At 56.2% G+C, this 24695-nt stretch carries 27 protein-coding genes; 10 read left to right on the top strand and 17 right to left on the bottom strand.

Annotation, left to right across the window (positions count from 1 at the left end; genetic code table 11):
* Window positions 1-29: 29 nt before the first annotated feature.
* Together JZM60_RS04765 and JZM60_RS04760 are read left to right on the top strand one after the other, a co-directional pair.
* A complete protein-coding gene (locus JZM60_RS04765) occupies window positions 30-758 on the top strand; it encodes an OB-fold nucleic acid binding domain-containing protein (protein ID WP_207164373.1) in 729 nt (242 codons plus the stop codon).
* Window positions 759-774: 16 nt separating this feature from the next.
* Entirely contained in the window at window positions 775-2034 is a 1260-nt protein-coding gene (locus JZM60_RS04760) for a M48 family metallopeptidase (RefSeq protein ID WP_207164372.1), read from the top strand.
* Between the two features lie 13 nt (window positions 2035-2047).
* Here JZM60_RS04760 and gspN read toward each other — a convergent pair whose 3' ends face one another.
* The 12 genes from gspN to gspC are packed head-to-tail and all read right to left on the bottom strand — an operon-like array spanning window position 2048 to window position 13167.
* A complete protein-coding gene (gspN, locus tag JZM60_RS04755; protein WP_207164371.1) occupies window positions 2048-2890 on the bottom strand; it encodes a type II secretion system protein GspN in 843 nt (280 codons plus the stop codon).
* Window positions 2887-3432 carry a general secretion pathway protein GspM gene (locus tag JZM60_RS04750; RefSeq protein ID WP_207164370.1) on the bottom strand — a complete coding sequence of 182 codons (546 nt, stop codon included), beginning with the start codon at window positions 3430-3432 and terminating at the stop codon, window positions 2887-2889. Before JZM60_RS04750 ends, gspN begins: the two co-directional genes overlap by 4 nt.
* Complete coding sequence (gspL, locus tag JZM60_RS04745) at window positions 3429-4715, bottom strand: type II secretion system protein GspL (protein ID WP_207164369.1); 1287 nt, start codon at window positions 4713-4715, stop codon at window positions 3429-3431. Before gspL ends, JZM60_RS04750 begins: the two co-directional genes overlap by 4 nt.
* On the bottom strand, window positions 4715-5614 hold the full coding sequence (gene gspK, locus JZM60_RS04740; protein WP_207164368.1) for a type II secretion system minor pseudopilin GspK: 900 nt from the start codon (window positions 5612-5614) through the stop codon (window positions 4715-4717). The genes gspL and gspK overlap by 1 nt, the downstream gene beginning before the upstream one ends.
* Window positions 5611-6222, bottom strand: a complete 612-nt coding sequence (locus tag JZM60_RS04735) for a type II secretion system protein GspJ (protein ID WP_207164367.1) — start codon at window positions 6220-6222, stop codon at window positions 5611-5613. The genes gspK and JZM60_RS04735 overlap by 4 nt, the downstream gene beginning before the upstream one ends.
* A gap of 1 nt (window position 6223) precedes the next feature.
* Window positions 6224-6598 (bottom strand): type II secretion system minor pseudopilin GspI, encoded by a 375-nt coding sequence (gspI, locus tag JZM60_RS04730; protein WP_241426370.1) that lies wholly within the window; start codon window positions 6596-6598, stop codon window positions 6224-6226.
* Window positions 6595-7134: a pilus assembly FimT family protein gene (locus JZM60_RS04725; protein WP_207164366.1), complete on the bottom strand. Its 540-nt coding sequence runs from the start codon at window positions 7132-7134 to the stop codon at window positions 6595-6597. Before JZM60_RS04725 ends, gspI begins: the two co-directional genes overlap by 4 nt.
* On the bottom strand, window positions 7103-7546 hold the full coding sequence (gene gspG, locus JZM60_RS04720; protein ID WP_207164365.1) for a type II secretion system major pseudopilin GspG: 444 nt from the start codon (window positions 7544-7546) through the stop codon (window positions 7103-7105). Before gspG ends, JZM60_RS04725 begins: the two co-directional genes overlap by 32 nt.
* A 23-nt stretch (window positions 7547-7569) precedes the next feature.
* Window positions 7570-8781 carry a type II secretion system inner membrane protein GspF gene (gene gspF / locus JZM60_RS04715; RefSeq protein ID WP_207164364.1) on the bottom strand — a complete coding sequence of 404 codons (1212 nt, stop codon included), beginning with the start codon at window positions 8779-8781 and terminating at the stop codon, window positions 7570-7572.
* Window positions 8762-10324: a type II secretion system ATPase GspE gene (gspE, locus tag JZM60_RS04710; protein ID WP_207164363.1), complete on the bottom strand. Its 1563-nt coding sequence runs from the start codon at window positions 10322-10324 to the stop codon at window positions 8762-8764. The genes gspF and gspE overlap by 20 nt, the downstream gene beginning before the upstream one ends.
* Window positions 10321-12246, bottom strand: coding sequence for a type II secretion system secretin GspD (gene gspD, locus JZM60_RS04705; RefSeq protein WP_207164362.1), 1926 nt, complete (start codon window positions 12244-12246; stop codon window positions 10321-10323). The genes gspE and gspD overlap by 4 nt, the downstream gene beginning before the upstream one ends.
* A gap of 54 nt (window positions 12247-12300) precedes the next feature.
* Window positions 12301-13167 (bottom strand): type II secretion system protein GspC, encoded by an 867-nt coding sequence (gspC, locus tag JZM60_RS04700; protein WP_207164361.1) that lies wholly within the window; start codon window positions 13165-13167, stop codon window positions 12301-12303.
* A 166-nt stretch (window positions 13168-13333) separates the two neighbouring features.
* Between gspC and JZM60_RS04695 the strand changes: the two genes are divergently transcribed.
* Window positions 13334-14731, top strand: a complete 1398-nt coding sequence (locus JZM60_RS04695) for a DegQ family serine endoprotease (protein ID WP_207164360.1) — start codon at window positions 13334-13336, stop codon at window positions 14729-14731.
* Window positions 14732-14800: 69 nt separating this feature from the next.
* Window positions 14801-16294, top strand: coding sequence for a leucyl aminopeptidase (locus JZM60_RS04690; protein WP_207164359.1), 1494 nt, complete (start codon window positions 14801-14803; stop codon window positions 16292-16294).
* 75 nt (window positions 16295-16369) lie between these two features.
* On the opposite strand, the gene atpE is transcribed toward JZM60_RS04690, so the two are convergent.
* From atpE to hemL, 5 genes are all read right to left on the bottom strand, one after another.
* A complete protein-coding gene (gene atpE, locus JZM60_RS04685; protein ID WP_207164358.1) occupies window positions 16370-16645 on the bottom strand; it encodes an ATP synthase F0 subunit C in 276 nt (91 codons plus the stop codon).
* 51 nt (window positions 16646-16696) lie between these two features.
* Window positions 16697-17386: a F0F1 ATP synthase subunit A gene (gene atpB, locus JZM60_RS04680; RefSeq protein ID WP_207164357.1), complete on the bottom strand. Its 690-nt coding sequence runs from the start codon at window positions 17384-17386 to the stop codon at window positions 16697-16699.
* Between the two features lie 4 nt (window positions 17387-17390).
* Entirely contained in the window at window positions 17391-17777 is a 387-nt protein-coding gene (locus JZM60_RS04675) for an ATP synthase subunit I (protein ID WP_207164356.1), read from the bottom strand.
* Window positions 17749-17994: an AtpZ/AtpI family protein gene (locus JZM60_RS04670; protein ID WP_207164355.1), complete on the bottom strand. Its 246-nt coding sequence runs from the start codon at window positions 17992-17994 to the stop codon at window positions 17749-17751. The genes JZM60_RS04675 and JZM60_RS04670 overlap by 29 nt, the downstream gene beginning before the upstream one ends.
* A gap of 87 nt (window positions 17995-18081) precedes the next feature.
* Window positions 18082-19368: a glutamate-1-semialdehyde 2,1-aminomutase gene (gene hemL, locus JZM60_RS04665; RefSeq protein ID WP_207164354.1), complete on the bottom strand. Its 1287-nt coding sequence runs from the start codon at window positions 19366-19368 to the stop codon at window positions 18082-18084.
* 324 nt (window positions 19369-19692) lie between these two features.
* On the opposite strand from hemL, the gene JZM60_RS04660 reads away from it, so the two are divergent.
* From JZM60_RS04660 to nuoF, 6 genes are read left to right on the top strand one after another with little or no spacing between them, the layout of a single operon-like run.
* Window positions 19693-20049 (top strand): NADH-quinone oxidoreductase subunit A, encoded by a 357-nt coding sequence (locus JZM60_RS04660; RefSeq protein ID WP_207164353.1) that lies wholly within the window; start codon window positions 19693-19695, stop codon window positions 20047-20049.
* Window positions 20040-20552: an NADH-quinone oxidoreductase subunit B gene (locus JZM60_RS04655; protein WP_207164352.1), complete on the top strand. Its 513-nt coding sequence runs from the start codon at window positions 20040-20042 to the stop codon at window positions 20550-20552. Before JZM60_RS04660 ends, JZM60_RS04655 begins: the two co-directional genes overlap by 10 nt.
* A gap of 32 nt (window positions 20553-20584) precedes the next feature.
* Window positions 20585-21073 (top strand): NADH-quinone oxidoreductase subunit C, encoded by a 489-nt coding sequence (locus JZM60_RS04650; RefSeq protein ID WP_207164351.1) that lies wholly within the window; start codon window positions 20585-20587, stop codon window positions 21071-21073.
* Window positions 21074-21131: 58 nt separating this feature from the next.
* Window positions 21132-22304 carry an NADH dehydrogenase (quinone) subunit D gene (gene nuoD / locus JZM60_RS04645; protein WP_207164350.1) on the top strand — a complete coding sequence of 391 codons (1173 nt, stop codon included), beginning with the start codon at window positions 21132-21134 and terminating at the stop codon, window positions 22302-22304.
* Between the two features lie 26 nt (window positions 22305-22330).
* Complete coding sequence (locus JZM60_RS04640; protein WP_207164349.1) at window positions 22331-22852, top strand: NADH-quinone oxidoreductase subunit NuoE family protein; 522 nt, start codon at window positions 22331-22333, stop codon at window positions 22850-22852.
* Between the two features lie 36 nt (window positions 22853-22888).
* The gene (nuoF, locus tag JZM60_RS04635; protein WP_207164348.1) at window positions 22889-24664 is read left to right on the top strand and encodes an NADH-quinone oxidoreductase subunit NuoF; all 1776 of its coding nucleotides are present in this window, start codon (window positions 22889-22891) and stop codon (window positions 24662-24664) included.
* The last annotated feature ends 31 nt before the right edge of the window (window positions 24665-24695 follow it).

Genomic DNA, 24695 nt, shown 5'->3' with positions numbered 1-24695 from the left:
GACGAAACATCATGGAAGGAGTTTATTTGATGAACAAAGCACTCAGCCTCTCAGCCCTCGCGCTTGTCCTCTCAATCCCCATCGGAGCCCATGCATTCAGTCACGGAGCACCCATGGGGAGCAGCATGTCCGCCCCTTCTGCCGTGCCACTGGCCGGGAAAGTGGCGGAAACCTTTGCAAGCGGGGGCTACACTTACCTCCTGCTGGAGCAGGATGGCAAGAAGATTTGGGCGGCCATTCCGGAAACCCCTGTTGAGGTGGGGCGGGAGATGTCGCTCAAGCCGGGAATGGAGATGAAAAATTTCACCAGCAAGGCGCTGAAGCGCACCTTTGAAAGTATTTACTTCTCCGAGGGGCCGGCCGTGGCGGTGGAAAGCACCAAGGGGAAAAGTTCGCCGGGAAGCACAGGCAGTGTTGTTACGAAGTCCGAAGATGTGAAAGTGGACAAGGCTGCCGGCGCCAATGCCTACACCATTGCCGAAGTCTACGGGCAAAAGGTAAAACTCAACGGAAAGCCGGTTTCCGTACGGGGCAAGGTCACCAAGGTCGCGGCCGGAATCATGGGGAAAAACTGGATCCATCTACAGGATGGCAGCGGTGATGCCAAGAAGGGGACCCATGATCTGACGGTCACCTCCCAAGACCTGCCGGCCGTGGGGGATGTGGTCACCGCCACCGGCACCCTCCAGAAGGACAAGGACTTCGGCGGCGGCTATCGGTACCAGGTCATAATCGATGAAGGGGCAGTAAAACACTGACGATAACTTTCAGCCAATGACTGCTGTCATAGTTCTTGCCTATCTGCTGACTCTCGGCGCCGGCTTTTTCCTCCGGGCGCTGAATCTACGTCATCTGAAGAAGTACGGCTCCACCGTTCCCCTCGGTTTCGAGGGGGCTGTGGAGCCTGAAGTCCTTCGCAAATCCGTTGCCTATATCTTTGACCAGAGCCGCCTGGGGCTGGCGGAATCCGTTTTCGACGCGGCGCTGCTACTCCTGTTTCTCTTCGGCGGGCTCCTGCCGGCTTACGACCGGTGGATCACGGCTACGGGCGATTCCTTTATCCTGTCCGGGATTCTCTTCTTCCTCGGCCTGACCCTGATCCAGACGTTTCTCGGCATCCCCTTCGGCCTCTATGAGACCTTCCGCCTCGAAGTCCGTTACGGCTTCAACACCACAACCCCGGGCCTCTGGTTCTCGGACCTGGCAAAGTCGGCCCTCATCTCGGTGGTCCTGACGGGGCTTCTGGTGGCCGGCGCTTTTGCCATCGTGCAATGGAGTCCCGGGTTCTGGTGGCTTTGGGTCTGGGGATTCTTCGCCCTGGTCTCCATCTTCCTCATGTACCTCTCCCCCTATGTCATCGAGCCCTTCTTCAACCGGTTCGAGCCGGTCACCGAGGAGGGGCTCGATGAAGAGATACGAGCCCTGGCAGAGCGGGCCGGTCTCAGGGTCAGCCGGGTCATGCAGGTGGACGCCTCCCGGCGCAGCCGCCACTCCAACGCCTACTTCACCGGTATCGGCCGGGTGAAGCGGATTGTCCTCTACGACACCCTCATCCGCCAGATGAGCCATCAGGAAATCCTGGCGGTTCTTGCCCACGAGATCGGACACTGGAAGAAGGGGCATATCCGCCGGCGCCTGATCTGGACGGAAGCAGGCGCCCTGGCCGCCTCGTGGCTCGCCTGGAAGCTCACGGGCTGGGACGGGCTCCCCGGGCTGCTTGGCCTGGAGGGGGCATCTTTCGCGGGCCGCCTCGTCATCCTCGGCTTCCTCGCTTCAATAGTCTCCTTCCCGTTCACCCCCCTCTCCAGCTGGCTTTCCCGCCGCCACGAGCGGGAGGCCGACCGCTTCGCCACCGACATCACCGGCGACGCCGAGGCCTTGGCCTCCGCCCTGGTCAAGCTCTCCTCGGAGAACCTCTCAAACCTCCATCCCCACCCCCTCTACGCGGCCTTCTACTATTCCCATCCTCCCGTGGTGGAACGGGTGGGGTGGCTGAGGGAGCAAAACTCAGGTTTCAAACACTCAAATGTCTAACCAACGGTAATTACTACTGAAGAAGTGGTTTAGCGAGGGTGCCCCGTATCGGCAGCTGGTAGTGCCCCGGCGTGACCATGTATTTGGCGAGAAGGGCGAAGACAAGCTTCTGGCGGTCCATGAACGCTGGCTGGGGCATCAGCTCCAAAGTAAGGTTGAGGGGTGATGCGCCGGTAGGGGTGGCGAGGGGGATGTTTCCCTTGAGGCGGATGTAAATCTCCTTGCCCTGAAGAGTGAAGCTGTCGAGGGCCGCCCGGCCCGAGGCCATGCGGACCATGCCGCGAATGGTGTCGTAGGCGGCGTCGGGCAGGGGGATGCCGCCGATTTTCACGCTGCGCACGTCGGCGTCTTTGACTTCCAGGCGGAGTTCCCCGGAGGTCCGCCGCCCGGCCCCCGCAACGGAGGCGTCAATGGTGAGCAGTCCCTTGACGTCAGCGCCCGTTGCGGTTCTGAAAAAAGGAATATCCTCCAGGCGCACTTCCCGTGCCTCGATGCTCCCCTTAGCGCCGTTGCGGAGCGGGTAGGCGAAGCTGATGCGCCCGGCGCCGATGGCCGCATTGCCGTTCACAACCATCTTACCCGCCAGCAGTGGGAGCAGGGCTGGTCGTGCCGTGATACGGTCCAGCCGCAGCACCGCTCCCCGGCTGGTGCCGATGGTGACCCCGCGGGCCGAAATCCCCAGGGGGAATGCTTTCCCGAATTTTTCAGCGTGGAAGGTGTACCCTTCCCGTGCCAGAAGCCGTTCCACGACTCCTTCGACTTCCCGGGACGGAACCAGAAGAACAGTAAAAGCAAGGGTCAAGAAGATGCCCGCCAAGGTGGCCGCACCCCAGTGGAGGATGCTGCTGCGGGTCATGGGGCCACCGGCGCCTGGCGCAGAAGGGCAACGGTGAGGGTCAGGTCGAGGCGGGCAGGATCGTCGAAGCGGGTCCGTAGGATTGCCTTTTTAATGACAACCGGCCGGGTCCCCTTTTCGAGACGATGGAGAAGGTTTACCGCTTCATTGGCCGTAAGCCCCTCGATTTTCACCTCTGCGGCGTCCTCCATGAAACCGCCACGCTCCTCGCCCTTCAAGGGGGTGATGCGGGTCGATTTACCTTTGATGCCGGTCTCTTCCACGATTTTCGCCGGGGTATCGTCGGGACGCGTGGCCGACAGACGGTTCGTGAGCCGTTGTGATAGGGACCGGGCTTCCTTGATGCGCTGTTTCAGCCCCATCATGTCCACCAGATCGGTCTCGCGCTGCATGCGCTTTTTCTCCAGGAGCGCGATCCGGTCGTGAACTGCTGAGAGCGCCACGGCAAACGCTAGTAGGGCGATGATGACGTATCCCCAGCGGAGCCGGGTCTGGCCGTCCATGGCATTGTAGGCGTCGCGGATACGGTCGAATGCGGTCATTGGGCACCCTCTTTCATGGTCCCCCGGAGGACGAACGTCACGGTGCCGTCAGGCTTGGAGGTAATCTGTCCCAGTTCGATGGGGGCGAGCATGGGGGCCAGGCGGTTTTTGAAGCCGTTCACGGCCTGGGCCGAGCGGGCGTCACCCTTGAGCCTTACCTGGGCACGGTCGATTTCAACTTCATAGAGCCCCTGGATTTCGTCCCCCTTGGCATCGGCAAGCCTGTTCAGGGTCGCCATCACCTGACTCTTTTCGCCTCCCGCGCCGAGCTTGCGGATTTCGGCCCGCAGTTCGGCGGCTTCGTCCACACCTTTCTTCCGTCCAGGGAAAACCTCGCGATAGATGGTGCCGATGGAGGCATCGAGGGAGGTCAGGTCGCGCTTCACGAGGGCGTAGCGAATTCCGGCATCGGCGGAAAGGAGCACGAGGAGGAGTCCCGCAAGGATGATGGGGAGGCGCAGTTGCCGCCGTGCCATTTCCTTTCCCTTTGTCCAGGCCAGGGAGCCTGAACGGAAGTCCACCGCCTCGCCACGGGCCATGGATCGAGCCAATCCCCAGGCCGACCCGTGGAGGCGGGCCGTTGCCCCATCGCCGGCAAAAGCCGCGGCGAGCTCGCCATCGACCGGCAGGGGGGTGCCGTTGCCATCCCCTGATGCGTCGAGGCGGTAAAGCCGCTCCACGGTAATCCCCTTGCTTATTTCAAGCAGTGCCAGGGTTCTGCTGCAATCTTCATCCGTAGTTAATGCCCGGAAGAAGAGGGGCTCGCCATCCCGGAAGAGTGCCAGGGACAAGCCGTCGGTAAGGGCAACGATTCCCTGCATATTCTCCGGCAGGAGTCCGTTCCAGTGGAGGGGGGCCGCCGTTAGGACCTCCGGTTCCACCCCCGCCGCGACTGCGGCTGAGATATGCGCCGCCAGTTCCCGTTCCCTGCCCCAGAGGGCAAGCACTTTCCCATCGGCCAGGGGGAGCCCGGAAAAAGCCAGTTCGTCGGTTTCAAGGGCCGTCTCCCCTTTCAGTTCAAGGGGGAGCACTTCGCGCAGTTTTCGCCGGTCACGGATTGGGAGCTCCATGTCCCGCATAAAGAAGTGGCTAAGGGGGAGGGACAGGGCGATTCTGCAGCCGGTCCCGTCGGCCGGCGCAAGTGCCTTCAGGGCTTCGGCCAATTCCTCCACGCCGGAGGCGGGACGGCTTGCGGACCCCTGGAACAGGAGTTCGCCGCGGCTTTGCAGGAAACGGCCGGCAATAAGCTCTGTGCCGGTCCATTCAAGAATCAGGTAAGTCATCAGTACTCTCTCCAGTACAGGTACTTCGGCTTCATTCCTTCGAGGCTCACCACTGCTTCGATTATGCGCACCGCATCGCCGGCCGTGGCGCGGGAGATGATGCGGTAGGTGGAGCCCTTAACCGCCAGCTGCATGCCGGGCGAGTTGGCTATCCGGTCCATCCCCGGAATTTCGGTGAGCTCCCCGACGCTGGCGAACGGTTTTTTGCGGCGCCGCTCGATGATTGACCGGGCCAGTTCCGCGGTCATGTCGTCGTGGAGCGCCATCAGCACTTCCATGGGGGCTGCGTTTATGTCGATGCCCCAATCGACTCCGTAGACGGTGGCATAGGGGCTCAACTCATGGACGAGGGCCGGTGAGAGCCCCCGCACGAGACCCAGCTCCCCGAGGGTTGCGAAGCGGCCGTCTCGGGGAAGGTAGGGGGCGGAGAGCGCCTGGTAGTATGGTGCTTCGGCACCGTCGGGACGCGGGTCCCGGTCTTCGTCAACCCAGTCGGCAATGGCGTCGCTTATCCCTTCTGGAAGCCCATGGATTCGCAGCAGCCGCCGCCGCATCTGGTCATGGAATTCAGAGACGGCGTTCATGTTGAGCTTGCCGTTCTCTTCTTCTATGGAGACGGAAATTTCCCCTGCGTCATCCGCCATCTCCAGGGGGACTTCCATCATCTGGACCAGGTTCGACTCATTTCCGCTCTGCCGCAGGCTTCCCAGCAGGGAGACCCCTCCCTTTATGCCGCTTTCGGCCAGCAGGCTTGCCTGCTGGAGGTTTACGAAATTGCGCTCCAGGGATGTCTCCACGTAAACTCCGTGGATAAGCTCGGTCGCCACCGCCACCATCAGGGCGGTAACAACCAGCGTCAGGACGAGGGCAAATCCCCGCTCTCCCTTGAGTTTCCTCATCGCATCCTCGGCCGGGCAATAACGGAGATATCGGTGGTTTTCTCCCCGTCCTTGAGGGTTACGGTGATCCTTACGCGCTCGGGCAGCTTTGGTGAAAGTTCCGAGTTCCAGCTCCGCACCCATTTGCCGCTATCGTAGCACTCCACGAGGAACCCCTCGATTTCTTCCATCTGGGGGTAGGGGGTCGGCTTCACGCTCCCGAAAAGGTCTGCTGCCTCACGGGTCAGTGAAAGCCGTCGCTCCTCTTCCTTAACGCCGTATTTCACCAGGAGCAGGTCCGATGCGGGACGGTCATCCGTGGATGGCGGTGACACCGTTACCATTTCCAACGTGGAGGCGGGCTTGCCGAAGAGGTCCCGGTCTTCTGCCACAAACCGCGTTCGCTTGTCGTCGGTGCGGTAGAAGGCCCCGTCGAGTTCACGCCGGATCAGGTCCAGCGTTACCCGCAACTCCCGCCGCTGTTCACCCCCTTCATCCACCCGGTCCCGGGCGCGCAGGACGGTGAAGTAGCTGGCGTAGAGCGCACCGGCTACGATTACGAGCAGCAGTATTGCCACCAGGACTTCGATCAGGGTGAAGCCGTGGTTATTGCGCATGGTGGCAGGCATGTTACGGCGCCAGATACCTGACAAGGGCAACGCTTCGCTTGTTGTCGTCCCAGGTTACGGCGAGCGTTATCCTTTTCAGTTGTGCCAGTTCAGTTTTCGAGGACGTCATTTCCCATGCGTATTCCGGCTGGGCCGGGGCAAAGGTACCCTTCTCCTTTTCCGGGAGGTCCGTTTCATCTTCAAGTTCCGCCAGTTTTTGCCGTGCAAGGAGAATGGCCACTGATTCCTTCCGGTTCCGGTCCACTATGGAGAGGTGGTAGTTCACCGAGCCGATGACGGTGAAAACGACTCCGGCCATAATGGCGAGTGCTATCATAACCTCGAGAAGCGTGAACCCGCGGTCGTTGAGGCATGGCGATGCGGGACTCTGCCTCACAGGGGTTCCTCCTGGTAGCCTTCGGAAACCGTAACCTTGCCGGAGGGGTATGCCATGATGGTCATGGCATCGTCTTCGTCTTCCCCTTTCAGGTGGATCACGGTGAAATCTCCGAGACCGGCCATGTCGAACCGGAGCACCGCTTCGCCGGTCTCTGTCTTGCCTCGGCCCGGGGTAATCACGTCGGTCACGGTGACCCCTTCGGCCAGGAGCGGCCGTTCAAGGAAGCTTTCCCCCGGTTCCCCTTCAGAGCCGTCATCCTGGAGCCGGGTTATCCGGATGATGCCGGTGCCCGGTTCCATCCGCATCCGGTGGGGCGTCTTGCCGGTGATGGCCCGGTCCTGCACATAGCGGATCGCGGCCGCCAACTGCCGGGCTGAACGGTTCAGCTCCATGGAGCTGCTGACGGTGAGCCTTGGAAGAACGATGCCTGCCGCCACCGCAAGGAGAGCGATTACCACCAGCAGTTCCATGAGGGTGAAACCGGCCGGTGAATTCAGTCTGTTACTGGATGTTCCAGCTCTCGATGTCGGCATTCTTCTCTTCGCCCCCCTTCACACCGTCGGCGCCGAGGGAGTACAGGTCATAGTCGCCGTGTTCGCCCGGAGAGAGGTAGGCGAAATCGTTCCCCCAGGGGTCCTTGGGGACCTGCTTGCTTTCCAGGTAACCTTCCGCCTTGTATTTGTTGGGGATCTGCCCAACCGTGGGCTTTTCAATAAGTGCTGCCAGTCCCTGCTCGGTGGAGGGATATATTCCATTGTCAAGCTTGTAGAGCTTGAGGGCCGTCTCCAGATTCTTGATCTGAATTTTTGCGTCGGCGACCTTGGCGTCGTCGGAACGGCCGATAAGCTTCGGAGCCACAAGGGCAGCCAGAAGCGCCAGGATGGCGATGACTACCATGATTTCGATGAGAGTGAAGCCGCGATTGCCGCGAAGTCTGTTGATCATGTCACGTTACCTCCGGAAGGGTGTCAGCGTACAAGCTGGTTCAGTTCGAAAATGGGGAGGAGCACCGCCAGCACCACAAGCCCAACGGCAAGCCCCATGGCAAGGACAAGGAGCGGTTCCAGGAGAGCCATCAGCCCCGAGACTGAGGTGTCGAACTCCCGCTCGAAGGCGGTTCCCGCCTTTTCCAGCATCTCCTCAAGCTCTCCCCCCTTTTCCCCCACCGCCACCAGGTGTACCAGGAGGGGAGGGAAGAGCACGCTTTTGCGGAGAGCCCCCGAGAGGTTCCCCCCTTCGGCCAGTTCAGCCGTGATTGCATAGAGTGCTCCCCGGTATACCCTGTTCACCAGGACCTCGGCGGTTATCTCCAGGGACTTTATGACCGGGACGCCGCTTGCCAGAAGGAGCCCCAGCACCTTGGCGAAACGGGAGAGAATCAGATGGCGTTGGAGCCCTCCCACAACGGGAATCCGCAGGAGCAGCCGGTCGCGCCGCAGCCGGTAGGACTCCTGGGTCATGAGGCGGCGATAGAGAAAGACCGCGCCGGCGGCGAGCCCCAGGAGCAGCCACCAGAACTGGCGCAGGAGGTTGCTCGTCTTGATGAGGGCGATGGTGATGAGGGGGAGGGCTGCCTTGTTGTCCTCGAAGATGGTTACAATCTTGGGTATGACAAAGGTCAGAAGGAAGAGCATGACCCCGCCACCCACGACGACCATCAGGAGCGGATAGGCCAGGGAGGATGTCACCTTGCTCTTGATGGCCCGTTGCTCCTCCAGAAAAAGAGCCAGCTTTTCCAGCACCGTTTCCAGGGATCCGCTTGCCTCGCCGGCCGCCACCATGGCCACGTAGCTTTCGCTGAAAATCTTCGGTTCCAGGGAAAGTGCCCGGGCAAGGCTTGCTCCTTCGGCCAGCCGTTCGCGGATACGGCCAAGGGCCGTTTTCAGCTCACCGGGTTCCTCCTGGTCTCCAAGCGTGGTAACCGCCTCGAAGATCGGCACCTGGGAACCAGCAAGGGTCGCCAGTCGACGCGTCATGAGGGCCAGTTCGGCGAGGCCGGTACGCCGGGCGAAGAGACGTCTCTTGCCAGACTTCCCCCCTTCGTCTGCCGGCGCCAGTTCCCGAGGGAAGAGGCCGTCCCGCTTGAGGCGCTGGCGGGCTTCCTTAATGCTTTCCGCCTCCAGGAAGCCCGTGGTCTCACGGCCTCCGGCAGTGTAGGCGCTATACCGGAAGGTCTGCATACTCCTCCTGGGTCACCCGCAGGACCTCTTCGATGGTGGTGATCCCGGCTGCCGCCTTGGCAAGGCCGTCTTCCCGCAAAGTCCGCATTCCACGGGAAATTGCGTATTCCTTGATGGTGCCGGCCGGCTCGCGCCGGATTATCATGGAGCAGATTTCGCCATCTACGGGAAGAAGCTCGTAGATTCCGACCCGGCCCCAGGTGCCGAGGCCGTAGCATTTCTCGCATCCTCTCCCCCGGTAGAGGGTGGAGGGGAGAGTGATGCCGGCGTACTCACGCTCGGGGGTGTAGGGCTCCCGGCAGTGGGGGCAGATGCGCCGCACGAGGCGCTGGGCCAGCACCGCCGACAGGGATGATGCCACCATGAACGGCTCGATTCCCATGTCCACAAGGCGCGCAATGGCGGTGGCCGAATCGTTGGTGTGCAGGGTGGAGAGGACCAGGTGGCCGGTGAGGGAAGCCTGCATGGCGATTTCCGCCGTCTCGGCGTCACGGATTTCTCCCACCATGACGATGTCCGGGTCCTGCCGCAGGATTGCGCGGAGCCCCTGGGCGAAGGTGAGATCGATCTTGGAGTTTACCTGGATCTGGCCGATTCCCTTTATCTGGTACTCGATGGGGTCCTCGATGGTGATGATGTTTTTCTCGGGGGAATTGAGCCGGTTGAGGGCAGCGTAGAGGGTAGTGGACTTGCCGCTGCCGGTGGGGCCGGTTACGAGTATGATGCCGCTGGTGCGCTCAAGGAGGCGCTCCATGGCGGCAACGCCGTTGTCACTCATGCCGATGGCGGACAGGGAGATGATGCCTTTTTGCTTGTCCAGAAGCCGGAGCACGGTCCGCTCGCCGAAAAAGGTCGGAATGATGGATACCCGGATATCCACGTCGCGTCCCGCCACGATGACCCGTATGCGGCCATCCTGGGGGAGGCGTTTCTCGGCGATGTTGAGGCCGGCCATGATCTTCACGCGGGAAACCAGGGCCTCCTGCACCACCTTGGGGGGAGCCAGCTTCCGGTAGAGGATGCCGTCGATCCGGAACCGCACCTCCAGTTCCCGTTCGTAGGGCTCGATGTGGATGTCGCTGGCCCGCTCCTTTACCGCTTCGGAGAGGATGGAGTTGAGGAGCCGGATGACCGGGGCCTCGTCGGTCAGGTCCAGGAGATCCTTGGGCTCCGAGAGCTCGGTGGCGATGACGGAGAGGTCTTCACCCACCAGTTCTTCCACCACTTCCTGGGCCGTGCTTCCGAGCCGGCCGTAGAGGCGGTTCACCGCCTCGAGAACGGCTTTCTCCGGCGCTGCCACCATTTCCAGCGGCAGGCCGTAGACGCCGCGCACTTCATCGATGGCCGCGAGGTCAGCCGGATTGCCGGCCACCACCAGGAGCTTGCCGTCCCTCTCCCGCAGGGGGAGAACGAGGTGTCCCCGGGCAAAGGCAAGGGGGAGACGGGACAAAAGGGCGACGTCCGCCGCTCCTTCTTCCACCTCTGTTATGAAGGGGATGCCGAGTTTGCCGGCAATCTGTTCCGCGTTGCTGGTGTCGGTCATGGTTGTGTTTTCAACTCTTCCCGTTCGAGGTTGAAGGGGGTTTGCAGCTTGATGGCTTCATCAAACTTTCCCCTCTGCATGTTGGATATCTCGGCCATTTCATCGGCACCCCGGATAATTCGCGGGGTGAGAACTATCATTAGGTTGGTTTTTTCCCGGCGGGTCGACTTCGTTTTAAACAGCCAACCCAGCAGGGGAATGTCGCCGAGGAGCGGAATCTTGTTGACTGTTTCGGTGTCGCGGTCCTGGATTAAGCCGCCGATAACCACTGTTTCCTTGTCTTTTACGACCACTGCGGTCTTTGCTGAGCGCTTGGTGGTAATCAGGTCCTGCGCCTGTCCGATGCTGTCCTTAACGGCTGATATTTCCTGGTATATGTCGAGTTTTACGAATTCCCCCTCGCTGATCTGGGGGGTTATCCGCAGCGTGATACCGGTATCCTTCCGCTCGATGGACTGCTGGGAGAGGCCAGTGGATGTCAGGTTGGTTGACGTGAGGAACGGAACGTTTTCGCCCACGAAGATCTCGGCCTCCTTGTTGTCGGAGGTCATGATGTTGGGGGTGGAGAGGACGTTCACAGCGCCATTGGAAATCAGGGCCTTGAGCGCGCCCCCAAGCTGGAGGTTTGCCCCCGGCGACTGGGCCAGCCCCTGCAGCACTTCGAAAATGAGGCTCTGCTGAGGGTCGCTTCCGCCCACGAAGTTAAAGGGGTCGAACACCCCGGCCGCGGCGGTGTTGCCGGATACCCCGCCGCCGCTTACGGCCAACGAGAGCCCCAATTCCTTTGCCTTATCCAGGGAGACCTCGGCAATGACCGCCTGCACGAAAACCTGACGGCGCCGTTTGTCGAGTTTCTGGATAACCTGGAGAAGGTTCTGGTAATCGGCCGGAGAAGCCATGATCACCAGTGAGTTCGTGGCTTTGTCGGGGGTGACGGATATCTTGCTCCCCTCGAAGGGGGACTGGGACGGGATTGCCGCCGCTGCTCCCGCGGCCGTCGGCTGGGTGGTGGCAGGCACCCCCTTGATGATGCCGTCCAGGACTTTCCCCACCTCGGTGGCATCGGCATTCTCCAGGTAATATACATTGATCTTGCTGCTTGACGTGGGGGGGACCACATCCATCAGGGCGACCAGTTTTTTGATTTCATCCGTGTCCCGTTTGTTTCCGGAGATGACAATGGCGTTGAGCCTGCTGTCGGGAATGACCAGCACGCCGGCCGTGGATGCCCCCTGTTGCTGCCCTGCCTGGCCTGGGACGGCGGAGCGGGATCCTCTGCCGCCGAGCCATTCGCGGATTACCGAGGCTACGCTTTCGGCCGTGGCGTTCTTAAGGAAGATGGTTTCCGCTTCCGAGCGTTTCTGGGCGGAGTCGGCCTGGGCGAGCATGCCGGTCAGCTTTTGGATATTGAGGGCGGAATCCACCACCATGAGCATGTTGTTGGAGCCGAGGGCCGCAATATAGCCATCCTTGGAGACGATTGGCTGGAGAAAAGTAACGGCTTCCTGGGCTGCAATCCGCTCCAGGGGGATGATTCTCGCCACATAGGCATCGCTCACCGGTATCCGGTCCGCTGCTGTCAGGAGCTTCATTCCCGACTGCTTCGCCTGGGCGGTCGGGACGATTTTGTAGACCTTGCCCGCCGGCACGATGGTGAACCCCTTAACTTCCAGAACCGATGTGAAAACGCTGAATGCTTCATCCGTGGAAAGCTTGGAGGGAGAGTAGACGGAAATTTTTCCCTTTACCCGTTCGTCCAGGACGAAGTTTTTGCCGGTCAGGTCGCTGATGAACTTGACCATTGTGGCGATATCCACATCACTGAAGTTGAGGACCACTCCTTTTGCGAGGGCGGGCAGGGGGGTGAGAAGAGAGATGAAAAGTGCCGCCGATGCGAGCCTTGCAGAGATGCTTCTGAACACGAATGCCTCCGGATTGAGCGGGCTGCGGCTTCGGCGCGAACCCGTGATCGTCAGTTAGCGGATGTCGTAGCTGAAGGTTGACGGCTGTCCGTCCCGTACCAGGTCGAGTTTTATCCGGTTCTGCCCCTTGAGGGATGCAAGGGATTGGATTGCCCGTTCCGGCGAGTCTACGGGAAGATCGTTGATTTTATGAAGTACGTCGCCATTTTTAATGCCGATCATGGCAAAGATTCCCGACGGTTTCACCTCTGATACCCGGAAACCTTCGACTTTTCCGTCCTTTACGCTTGGCAGCAGACGAGCGTCGGTCATTACCTGGCTGATATTGTCAAGGGCCGAGTTCAAAAGCCGCTGGTCAATGATAAAGCTCCCCGGCGCGGTCTGAGTTGCTCCGTCTGGGGTTGCTGCCTGCTGGGGCCCCGGCGGCGGCTCGGCCGGCGTTGCCAGTGGTGTCAGCAATTTGATCCGCTTTCCTCCGGAGAGAATTTCGACACTTTCCTTCTGGACGCTTACGAGGGTCCCCCGGTTGAAGACCTGGTCGCCAAGCCTGAAAACTCTTTCCTCTGGTGGCGTGGTGCTGCGGATAAGGGCAAAGGTTTCCCTGAATGAGCCGCGGGCCGTGCCGACGAGAAGAAGATCAGCCGGGGTGGATTCAGGGGCGGCGCCTGAGGCGGTTGGCGCTGCGGCGGCAAGGGGGGTCAGTGCCCCTTGGGTGGCCCGCCCGAAAAGCCCTTTTTCGACAATGGGCGCAAAGACCATCAGCCCTTCGTCGGTGGCAATCCTGGTTGCGGATGGGGGCGTGGCGGCAGTTTTAGGTACGGAGTGGGACAGGCGGTAGCTCAACAGGGCAGCGCCAATCCGTGCTGCGGCCAGGCAGTTCAAGATGAGTAGGATGATGGAAATAGTATAAAGTTTTTTCATGATGCCTACTTAGCGTTGCCTGAAGTGAGTTTTCATACTAATCAAGATGCTTTGCACTGGCAAGAGAAAACAGGAACGCGTGGGAGTAGTGCTTGGTATGCCCAGGTTGACAAACAGCCGACCCATTATTACAGTTATGGGGCTTATTTTAAACTTGGAGGTGCCTATGAAGCTGGTTTCACTGCGGTTTTTACGGGGAATTGCATTAGCCGCCACCCTGGTGGCCCTTCTGGCCGGAGAGTCCGTTGCAACGCTTCCCTCTCCGGATTTTGTGACGCTTGCCGAGAAGCTCAAGCCGACCGTTGTCAACATCAGTACCACAAAAAACAATACTGCACTTCAGCGCCGCCTGCATCGGCAGCCGTCCCCGTCTCTCGATCCGTTTCAGGATTTTTTCGAGCGTTTCTTTGAGGAAGCACCCCGTCGGCCCCAACGCGAGCGGAGCCTTGGTTCAGGTTTCATCATAAGCAGCAAGGGGTTTATTATTACCAACAATCACGTCATTTCCGGGGCAGATGAGATAAAAGTTCGGCTCTCCGATGGCCGCGAATTTACTGCCGAACTAAAAGGTGCCGACGAAAAACTGGACCTTGCTCTTATCAAGATTGATGATAAAGCGGAGTTTCCCGTGGCAGAACTTGGCGACAGTTCCGACATAAAGGTTGGAGAGTGGGTTATGGCCATCGGCAACCCCTTCGGACTTGCGCAAACCGTCACGGCGGGGATCGTCAGTGCAAAGGGGCGCGTAATCGGCAGCGGTCCCTATGATGATTTCATCCAGACCGATGCCTCCATTAACCCCGGCAACTCCGGCGGCCCCCTTTTTAATGCCGAAGGTAAGGTCATCGGCATTAACACCGCCATTGTGGCCGGCGGGCAGGGGATCGGTTTTGCCATACCCGTCAACATGGCCAAAGAAGTTCTTCCCCAACTCGAGGAGAAGGGGAAAGTGACTCGCGGCTGGCTCGGTGTCACGATGCAGCCCATGTCAGCGGAACTGGCCAAATCGTTCGGTCTCGAAGGGGGAAAGGGAGCTCTTATCTCTGATGTGGTCAAAGACGGACCGGCAGCCAGGGCGGGGCTCAAGAGCGGCGACATAATTCTTGAGTTTGGCGGGCAGAAAATATCGGAAATGAATGAATTGCCGCGTCTGGTTGCCGCAACACCTGTCGGGACGACGGTTGCCCTGAAGGCTCTCAGGAATGGACAGATCAGGGAATTCACGGTTTCTGTCGGCAGGCTTGCTGACGGTGGAGACGAGAACAACCAGCAGCCTGTCGACGATGCCTTTGGTCTCATGGTTCGCGAACTGACGAAGGAGCTTGCATCGAGTATGGGGCTGACGGAAAGCCAAGGCGTGGTCGTCACCGGCGTCAAGCGGGGAAGCAGCGCCGAGTTCGGCGGATTTCAGCCCGGCGATATCATTCTTGAGGTGGGAGGAAAGGCTGTGGCCTCTGTTGCGGAGTACCAGAAGGCTGCCAGCATATACAAGAAGGGAGAGACCGTCCGTTTCCTCTTGCGCAGAGGCGAGAGCAAGCACTTTCTTGCTCTTAAGGTAGAATAAACTCACACTCAGCAGCTTTGTTGGGGCGATTAGCCCGGTTACCCTTGCTCTGCCCAAGGAGGAGTTACAATGAACGTCACCGCTGTTGCCCATGATCCCGTGTCCTTCGCATCTCCGCTTCTTGTGCTCGGATGTTGCGAAGGAAAATTTGCTGACGATGCACTTGTGGCGGCCATGAACGTAAAGCTCGAGGGCATACTGGCGTCGCTTTTCGAAAGTGGTGAATTCACGGGGAAGCTCAATAGTACAATGCTCATCCACACTTATGGCCGCCTGGCGGCAGAGCGCCTTCTTCTGGTGGGATTGGGCAAGCGGAACGAGTTGAATCTTGAAAAAGTGCGGCAGGCTGCGGGCTCTGCCGCCAAGGCGGTGTGCTCATCCCGAGTGCCGCGTTTTGCGTCTCTTTTGCACCGGCCGGCTTCTTCCCTCCCCAGGGCAATTGATGCTTCCCTTGAGGGTTATCTTCTGGGGAACTACCGATTTGATGTCTACAAAACCCAAAATATGAATGAACCACTTCTTGAAGAAATGGTTATGCTGGCGCGGGATGAATCCGAACGGGGGGTGATGGAAAAAGCGGTGAGTGATTGCATGACAGTCTGCAATGCAGTTCATTTCGCCAGGGACCTGGTTTCCCAGCCGGGCAACGTGGCAACTCCGGCGTATCTCGCAAATCGAGCCATCGATATGGCGGGACGTTGCGGCATAACTTGCCGCGTGCTTGAGCGTGAAGAAATGGAAAGCCTCTCCATGGAGGGAATACTTTCTGTAGCCAAGGGGTCTCACAATTCACCCCGTTTCATTATCCTCGAATATATGACGGATGTGCCGAAAAAAAGGCCGGTGGTCCTTGTCGGCAAGGGGGTGACTTTCGACTCTGGGGGGATATCGCTGAAACCCCGTGAGGGAATGGAGAGGATGAAGGACGATATGGCGGGAGCCGCTGCTGTTATGGGTGCCATGGCCGCCGCCGCCGGCCTCCGGTTGCCGCTCAACATTGTCGGCCTCATTCCTGTGGTCGAGAATATGCCGGGAGGGGGGGCCTACAAGCCGGGGGATGTGGTTCGTACCATGTCGGGGAAGACCGTTGAAATCGTAAATACTGACGCCGAAGGGAGAATGATCCTGGCTGACTCCCTCCACTATGCCCAGCGCTATCGTCCAGCCGCGCTGGTTGACCTGGCCACGCTCACAGGTGCTTGTCTTGTGGCGCTCGGCACCATCGCTTCCGGGGTGATGGGGAACGATTCTGCGCTTATCCGCACACTAATGTCTGCCGGTGAATCCACCGGTGAAAGGCTTTGGGAGCTTCCCCTTTGGGATGAGTATGGCGAACTGCTGAAGAGCGATATTGCAGATATGAAGAATTCCGGCGGATCCCATGCAGGCACAATCTCCGCCGCATGGTTCCTTCAGCGCCACGTGGGCAAGACAAAATGGGCTCATATTGATATAGCTGGCACTGCCTGGGAGGAGAAGGGGCGCCCATATAATCCCAAGGGAGCTACAGGCGTTGGCGTCAGGCTCCTTGTGGAGTATCTTCAAAAAACTTATTGTCGCTGATATATCTCCATGTTAGACGAAAAAAAGGTGTGCTCCAGGGAGCACACCTTTTTCATACGCAAAAAGTTGCTTTAATTACTTTGCGACGGTTTCAGCAATCTTGATCGCAACCTCTTTGTAGGGGTTGGCGAACAGAATGATGAGGCAAACAACGAGAACGTAGATGGCGAGGGACTCGATCATGGCGAGACCGATCATCATGGTGGTCAGAATCTTGCCGGAAGCGCCCGGGTTGCGAGAAACGCCTTCAACGGCACCCTTAACGGCAAAGCCCTGACCGATACCGGTACCGAATGCACCGATTCCCATGCCCAAACCTGCAGCCAGCATACACATAGTGAAAAATTCCATCTTTTACTACCTCCCTTTTTGTTGTCTCCTAAATAATATAGGAACTGGTTATTAGTGAGCCTCTTCGAGAGAGCCCTGAATATAGATCATGGCGAGAAGCATAAATACGAAAGCCTGGATGAAGGAAACAAGTACACCCATCAGCATCATTGGCAGCGGTACGAGGAACGGTGCCAGGGCGAAGAAGATCATGAGCACGAGCTCGTGACCGTTCATGTTGCCGAAAAGACGCAACGAGAGGGAAAGGGGACGGCTAAGGTGGCCGATAATCTCAATGAAGAACATCAGCGGCGCAAGCCACAGTATTGGCCCCATGAAATGCTTGAGATAATGGAAGCCATGCTTCTTGATACCAACAACATGTGTGGATAAGAATACTATTATCGCGCAAGCTGCCGTAGTGTTCAGGTTGGCGGTCGGAGGGAAAAAGCCCGGAATGAGACCGATCAGGTTCGAAACGAGAACGAAAAGGGCCAGCGTGGCTATCAGGGGGAAATAGGGCTTTCCTTTTTCTCCCATGGTCTCGCCGACCATATTTTCGATGCCGCCGATAACCACTTCCATGAAGTTCTGCATCCCGGTGGGAACAGCTTTGAGAGACTTGGTTGCAAGGATCGAGACAATCAACAACAACGCGATGATAAGCCAGGTGTAGGCGATCGCATCTGCTCCCGCTTCCGTGATGTGAAGCGGTTCAAGGATTTTCCTGAAGAACTGCAGAAACAGCAGAGGGTGGATCATTGGATTACTCTCCTTTACCAAGGAACATATAGAGCGAAAGTCCCATTATGACAATCACCAGAACCGACAGACCTACGATGAGGCCCATAATATCGATTCCGGCGTGGACAATTAGCAGATAAAGAATAAATGCTGCAAATGTGAGCCTGAGCAGATATCGTACTTGAGCGAAACTTCCTGCTTGTCTGGGCTGGAGCTGCAATACCCGCCGCAAAGTGTTCTGCAGCCAGTAAAAGTTGACCAGGGCAAGGACTCCGCCGGCAAATATGCCGGCAGCAAAACGCCCGGAGCCCAAAAGATATCCAGTCAGAGAAAACAAGCAAACAAGGATTGCGCTGATTGCTGTAACGGCGACAAAAAGATTATCCTCGTTTATTCTTGTCCTCCCCATTTTTCCGAATTTCCCTGCCGGCAATGATATATATATTCCTGAAACCGGCTGCGATGCCAATGAATAGGAAAATAAAGAAAAACCACGGATGTGTGCCGAGCCATTCATCAAGCTGTCTTCCGGTGACAACGCCGATGATGATCGCCAATGCCACCGAAATCCCCATGCTGGAGACAAGGCCGAGGCTTTTTATGAGGCTGCGCTTTTCTTCATCCATGGCATAAAGCGGTGTAGATAAATACCGCGCGAAAACTCAAGCTTCTTACCATAAGGGTTGATGCCATGTCAATGATAAATCAGATACTCACTGGAGTTTCTTGAAGCAGGCGTAGGCAGCAGCGACTGTCTTGTCTATATCTGCGCTGGAATGCGCAATCGAGACAAAAGCTGTTTCGAACTGGGACGGAGCCAAGTAAATCCCTTCCGCAAGCATGGCACGGAAGTAAGTTGCAAAGGCCTTGGTGTCGCATTTGGCGGCAGAGTCCCAGTCATGCACTTCACCATCAGTAAAGAATGCGCAGAACATGCTGCCTACGCGAGTTGAGTAGATCGGGTAGCCTGCGCGTCGTGCTGCATCAGCAATTCCTTCGGCAAGCATTCGGCTCTTCTCGTCAATTCTATTATAGAACCCCTCTTCCTGGAGGAGTTTCAGGGTTTCAATGCCGGCAGTCATGGCAAGTGGATTGCCTGAAAGCGTTCCGGCCTGATAGACGCCGCCGGAGGGAGAAAGCTGCGCCATGATATCTCTATTGCCGCCGAAGGCGCCGACCGGGAGACCGCCACCAATGATTTTGCCGAGGGTGGTCATGTCTGGGGTTACCCCATACAGTTCCTGGGCGCCGCCGTATGCGACGCGGAAACCGGTCATGACTTCATCAAAGATGAGGACAATCCCTTCATTGGTGCAAATTTCGCGAAGGCCTTCGAGAAAGCCGGAGCGTGGGGGGACTGTGCCCATATTGCCGGCAATGGGCTCTACAATAATGCAGGCTACGTCTCCGGAATTTGCAGCAACTAGTTTTCTCACCGATTCGAGATCGTTGAAAACCGCTGTGAGGGTGTGTTGAGCGAAATCCTTCGGCACGCCTGGAGAATCGGGAACCCCGAAGGTGGCCGCACCTGAACCTGCCTTGACGAGAAGAGAGTCGGCATGACCATGGTAGCACCCGGAGAACTTAATGATCTTGTCGCGGCCCGTGTAGCCACGAGCCAGTCGGATGGCGCTCATGGTCGCCTCGGTACCCGAACTTACCATTCTGACCATTTCAATGGAGGGCACAGCATCGACTACCATTTCAGCCAGTGTAATCTCGAGTTCGGTTGGTGCCCCGAAACTGCTGCCGCTTTCGAGGGCGTTCCGGACGGAAGCGACAACATTCGGGTGACAGTGTCCGAGAATCATGGGCCCCCATGAACCAACGTAGTCAATATAAGTATTGCCGTCGACATCTGTAATCGTGCTGCCAAAGGCCTCTTTAATGAAAACCGGATCGATTCCTACCGATTTAAATGCACGTACAGGGCTGTTGACTCCTCCCGGGATCACTTTTAAGGCGTTGGCGAAAAGTTCTTGTGAATGACGTGTGTCCAAGTGATGTGGCCCCCTGTCTAATTGGTCAAATTTGTCTGAAAAATCAGAATGTTATTAACATGCGCGCAGCGAATTGTCAAGGAACAAAAGGTGGGGACTGAGCAATGGGGACAATGTGAAATATGGCAGAAATTCAGCGGATTATGGCGCCAGGATTAGAAGTTTTTTTTCTTGACAAAGTTTTTTAAATGACATAAGTTCCCACCAAATTGTATACAGTATACGCGTACGGCAAGAGAGACTTTAGGCGTATATGGGCCGCTGGTGGGCGACCCAATTCAATAATGAAGCAGCTAACACTAACCTGGCCTGGAGGTAAGAAACATGCTCGGCGCCTATCTTCCGATAATAGCACTCGTTGTAGTAGCCGTACTGTTCGGCTGCTGCACGATAACTTTTTCTTCGCTGATTGGGCAGAAGAAGCCTAATAAGATTAAATGCGCTCCTTACGAGTGCGGGATTGAGCCCGTTGGCTCTGCGCGCGAGAGATTCTCCGTCAAGTTTTACATTATTGCCATGCTCTTTATCTTGTTTGATATTGAAGCGGTGTTTCTCTATCCCTGGTCGGTCATATTCAAGCGGCTTGGGATGTTTGGCGTGATGGAAATGGGAGTATTCATCGTTATTCTCTTTGTTGGTTACATCTATGTTTGGAAAAAAGGAGCCTTGGAATGGGAGTAAATCAGCCGTTGGGAGATAGCTTCATTACAGCGTCCTTGGACGGTCTCGTCAACTGGGCGAGGAAGTCCTCCATTTGGCCGATGACCTTCGGTCTGGCTTGTTGTGCCATTGAGATGATGGCAACTGGTGCGTCCCATCATGATTTGGACCGCTTTGGTATTATCTTCCGTGCTTCGCCAAGGCAGTCTGACTGCATAATTATCGCCGGTACGGTAACCAAGAAGATGCTGCCGGTTATTAAAACTGTTTATGAGCAAATGCCTGAGCCGAAATGGGTGGTTGCTTTGGGGGCGTGTGCGTGCTCGGGCGGGATTTTTGATACTTATAGTGTTGTGCAGGGGATTGACGAGGCGCTTCCGGTTGATGTGTATATCCCGGGGTGCCCGCCCCGGCCTGAAGCATTGCTCTATGGGCTTATTAAGCTTCAGGAAAAGATAATGAAGGACAAGAACTCTTTTGGTTCTACAATCGGCTTTGGCGAACGACTTGAGTCGGCGGCGTGACCATACTACTAAGGTAAGGGGAACCAACGATTATGGCAGAAACTAATCGCGCAGTAATAAAGCTCAGAGAAAAGTTTGCCGCTTCCGTTTTGGATGTGAAAGAGTTTCGGGGAGAGGTGACGGTCACCGTTAAGCGTGAGGATATAGTTGCTATATGTGACTACCTCAAGTCGGGGCTTGAGTATAACCTCTGTACCGATGTTACGGCGGTTGACTATTTGGGGAAACAAGAGCCGCGTTTCATGATGGTCTACAACCTCTATTCGATACCAAACAAAGACCGGCTCAGGGTCAAGGCGGGTGTGCCTGAGAATGACTGTACTATAGATACTGTTTCTTGTGTCTGGAACTCTGCCAACTGGCTTGAGCGTGAGGTCTACGATCTCATGGGGGTTCAGTTTAATAATCACCCTGATTTGCGCCGTATCCTGATGACTGACGATTGGGTGGGCCATCCTCTTCGGAAAGATTACCCTGTGCAGGGGCCTGGACGCGAACCTTATAAGGGGCGCTTGTCATAATAATCGGTCTTTGTGACGAAATTAACTTACTTCAAAGAGAACAATACAGAGGCGTGCAATGGCTAGTACTGAGATCATGACAGTCAATATGGGGCCGCAGCATCCGAGTACCCACGGCGTTTTGCGGTTGGTTGTCGAGTTGGATGGCGAGGTGATTCAGAAAATTACACCTCACATAGGTTATCTTCATCGTGGTGTAGAGAAGCTTTCCGAGCATCGGACGTATCACCAGACTATCCCATTGACAGACAGGCTTGACTACTTGTCGCCAATGAATAACAACTTTGGTTATGTTCTGGCTGTGGAAAAGCTCCTTGGCATCGAGGTGCCGGAGCGTGCGCAAACACTCCGTGTAATTCTTTCTGAATTGACCCGTCTCAAGTCACACCTTGTCTGGCTGGCATGCCATGCCCTGGATATCGGTGCTATGACCGTCTTTATTTACGCTTTCCGTGAGCGTGAGATGGTTATGAGCCTTTACGAGAAAATATCCGGTGCTCGTATGACGAGTAGCTACTTCCGTGTAGGTGGCCTTGCAACAGATGTATATGACGGATTCGAAAAAGATGTTCGTGAAATAATTGATACCTTCCCGGGCCATTTTGATACGTATGAGGGGCTGCTTACCAAGAATACTATCTGGCTTAACCGTACGGTTGGGAACGGCGTGATTTCATACGAGGATGCGGTTGATTACGGTATTACTGGACCGGCTTTGCGTGGTTCAGGGGTAGACTGGGACCTCCGCCGTGACAATCCCTATAGTGGTTATGAAAAATACCAGTTCAAGGTGCCGGTTGGTGAAAAGTGTGACACTTTTGACCGTTATAAAGTGCGCCTGGTTGAAATGCGCGAAGCCGTCAAGATTATCCGTCAGGCTCTTGATTCGCTCAAGCCCGGTCCTGTCCTGGCAGATGCACCGCAGGTGACGTACCCTCCTAAAGAGAGTGTCTATAATACCATCGAAGGTTTGATTCACCACTTCAAGATAGCCAGTGAAGGTTTCCCTGTCCCAGAGGGAGAGGTATACCAGTCGGTTGAAGCACCTAAGGGCGAGCTTGGATATTATATCGTCAGTGATGGCGGGACCAAACCGTATCGTATGCGGATAAGACCCCCTTCATTCGTTAACTTGGGAGCCATAGAAAAGATGTCAAAAGGTTCTATGATTGCGGACTTGGTTGCTGTTATCGGTACATTAGACATCGTCCTTGGTGAAATCGACCGGTAATGCCACTGCGATAAAGGAGAGGGAGTATGAGCAACGCTCCGGCCGAAGCTACAAATGCTGGTGCAGCACCCGCTGAAGAAATTGACCTCGAACCAGCGAATCATATTATCGATAAGTATCTGACTCTTCCTGGAAATCTCATGCCTGTACTCCAGGGGATACAGGATGAATATGGGTATGTTCCGAAGCCAACCATCGATTTGGTCGCCGAACGTCTTAATGTTTACCCCAGCCAGATATTTGGTGTTTTAACGTTTTACGCACAATTTCATCTAAAGCCACGCGGACGATTCATCATCAGGGTTTGTGTTGGTACTGCATGTCACGTTCAGGGCGCTCCGCGCATTGTTGAGACATTCTTCGATAAGCTGAAAATTGGGCACGCAGAGACTACTCCAGACCTGCGCTATACCTTTGAGAAGGTTGCATGTCTCGGTGCTTGCGGCATGGCCCCCTTGGCGATGGTCAATGACGACACATTCGGTAAGATGACGGTGCAAAAAGTCGAAGAAATTATTGCCGAATATAACCAGCGGCCGATGAAATAGGACCGATCCAACCAATCACATCAGAGGACAGGCATTATGGGCGAAGCTATAAAGATTCTGATCTGTCAGGGCACCGGAGGAGTATCGGCTGGTGCAAAAAAGGTCGAGGCCGAATTCAATCGGATAATCGCCGAAAAAGGGGTTAATGCTGTTGTAGGTAAACGCTGTGATGTCATTAAGACAGGGTGTCGCGGCCTTTGTGCCAACGACGTTCTTGTTGACATCGTCGATGAAGAATTAGGTCGTGTTACCTATGATTTTGTGCAACCCGAAGAGGTGGCTCAATTAGTAGACGAGCACATAATTAATCGAACTCCCTTGGAGAAACGCAAGGCAAAACCGTACTACAATACCTTCGTAGATGCTCAGATGCGTGTTGTAATGACGGGCTGTGGTCAGATTGACCCTGAAAGCCTGGATGCGTATCTTGCTGAAGAAGGGTTCAAAGCGATTGAAAAGTGCGTTAAGGAAATGACCCCTGCAGCTGTTGTTGACGAGGTCAAGAAGTCGGGGCTTAGAGGCCGGGGGGGCGGTGGTTTCCCTACAGGAATGAAGTGGTCTTTTTGCGCCGCAACTCCTGGAAAGCTTAAATATCTGATATGTAACGCCGATGAGGGGGATCCGGGAGCATTTATGGATCGCTCGATTCTTGAAGGCGACCCTTACTGCATTATTGAAGGTATGATGATTGCGGCATATGCAATCGGATGTACAAAGGGCTATGTGTATGTCCGGGCGGAATACCCACTTGCGATAGAAAGGCTTCAAAAAGCGCTTGATGTTTGCCGTGAGAAGGGTTACCTCGGTCACGATATTCAGGGTTGGGGATTTGATTTTGATCTGATTATCAAAAAGGGTGCAGGTGCTTTTGTCTGCGGCGAAGAAACTGCTCTTATGGCATCAATTGAAGGTGAGCGCGGCATGCCTCGCCCCCGTCCGCCTTTCCCCGCAGTGAAAGGGCTCTGGGCAAAACCTACAAATATCAACAACGTTGAAACTTTTGCGAACGTCCGTCATATCATTAACAAGGGTGCGGATTGGTACGCCTCTCTCGGCACTGATACAACTAAGGGCACTAAGATTTTTGCTGTTACCGGGAAGGTTAAGCACACTGGTCTTGTCGAAGTTCCGGCAGGTATGACAGTCCGCGACGTTATCTACAATGTTTGTGGCGGTATTGCTAACAATAGAAAGTTCAAGGCTGTGCAGGCAGGTGGCCCTTCAGGTGGATGTATTCCTCCCGAAGTACTTGATACACCGGTTGATTACGATTCGCTTATAAAAGCTGGCGCGATGATGGGTTCCGGTGGTCTGGTAGTTATGGATGAAACTACCTGTATGGTTGATGTGGCCCGTTTCTTTCTATCATTCACGAGAATGGAGTCTTGTGGGAAGTGTGTTCCATGCCGAGTTGGCCTCAAAGTAATGCTTGATATTCTGGAAAGAATTACTGAAGGAAGAGGCAAGGACGGTGATATAGAGACACTTCTGGAAATGGGTGCCACAATCAAGAAGGCATCACTATGCGGTCTTGGACAAACGGCTCCAAACCCGATCCTGTCTACAATCAGGTATTTTAGGGAAGAGTACGAGGCGCATATCACTGACAAGCGCTGTCCGTCAAACTGTTGTAAGGAACTTCTTCTTTGGCAAGTAATAGAAGAAAAATGCGTCAAATGTGGCGCATGCTTCAAGGCCTGCCCCTGCGACGCGATTATTTGGGAAAAAGGTGCGGTTGCCTATCTTGATAAAGAAAAGTGTACGAAGTGTAAGTCCTGTTATGACGCCTGCCGATTTATGGCAATTGAGTAGTCGCTCGACGAGCTAACTTCCGAGGTTATAC

The sequence above is a fragment of the Geobacter benzoatilyticus genome (genome assembly GCF_017338855.1).
Classification (GTDB): domain Bacteria; phylum Desulfobacterota; class Desulfuromonadia; order Geobacterales; family Geobacteraceae; genus Geobacter; species Geobacter benzoatilyticus.
The sequence above is the reverse complement of the archived record's forward strand: the minus strand, read 5'-3'. Positions and strand labels throughout refer to the sequence as shown.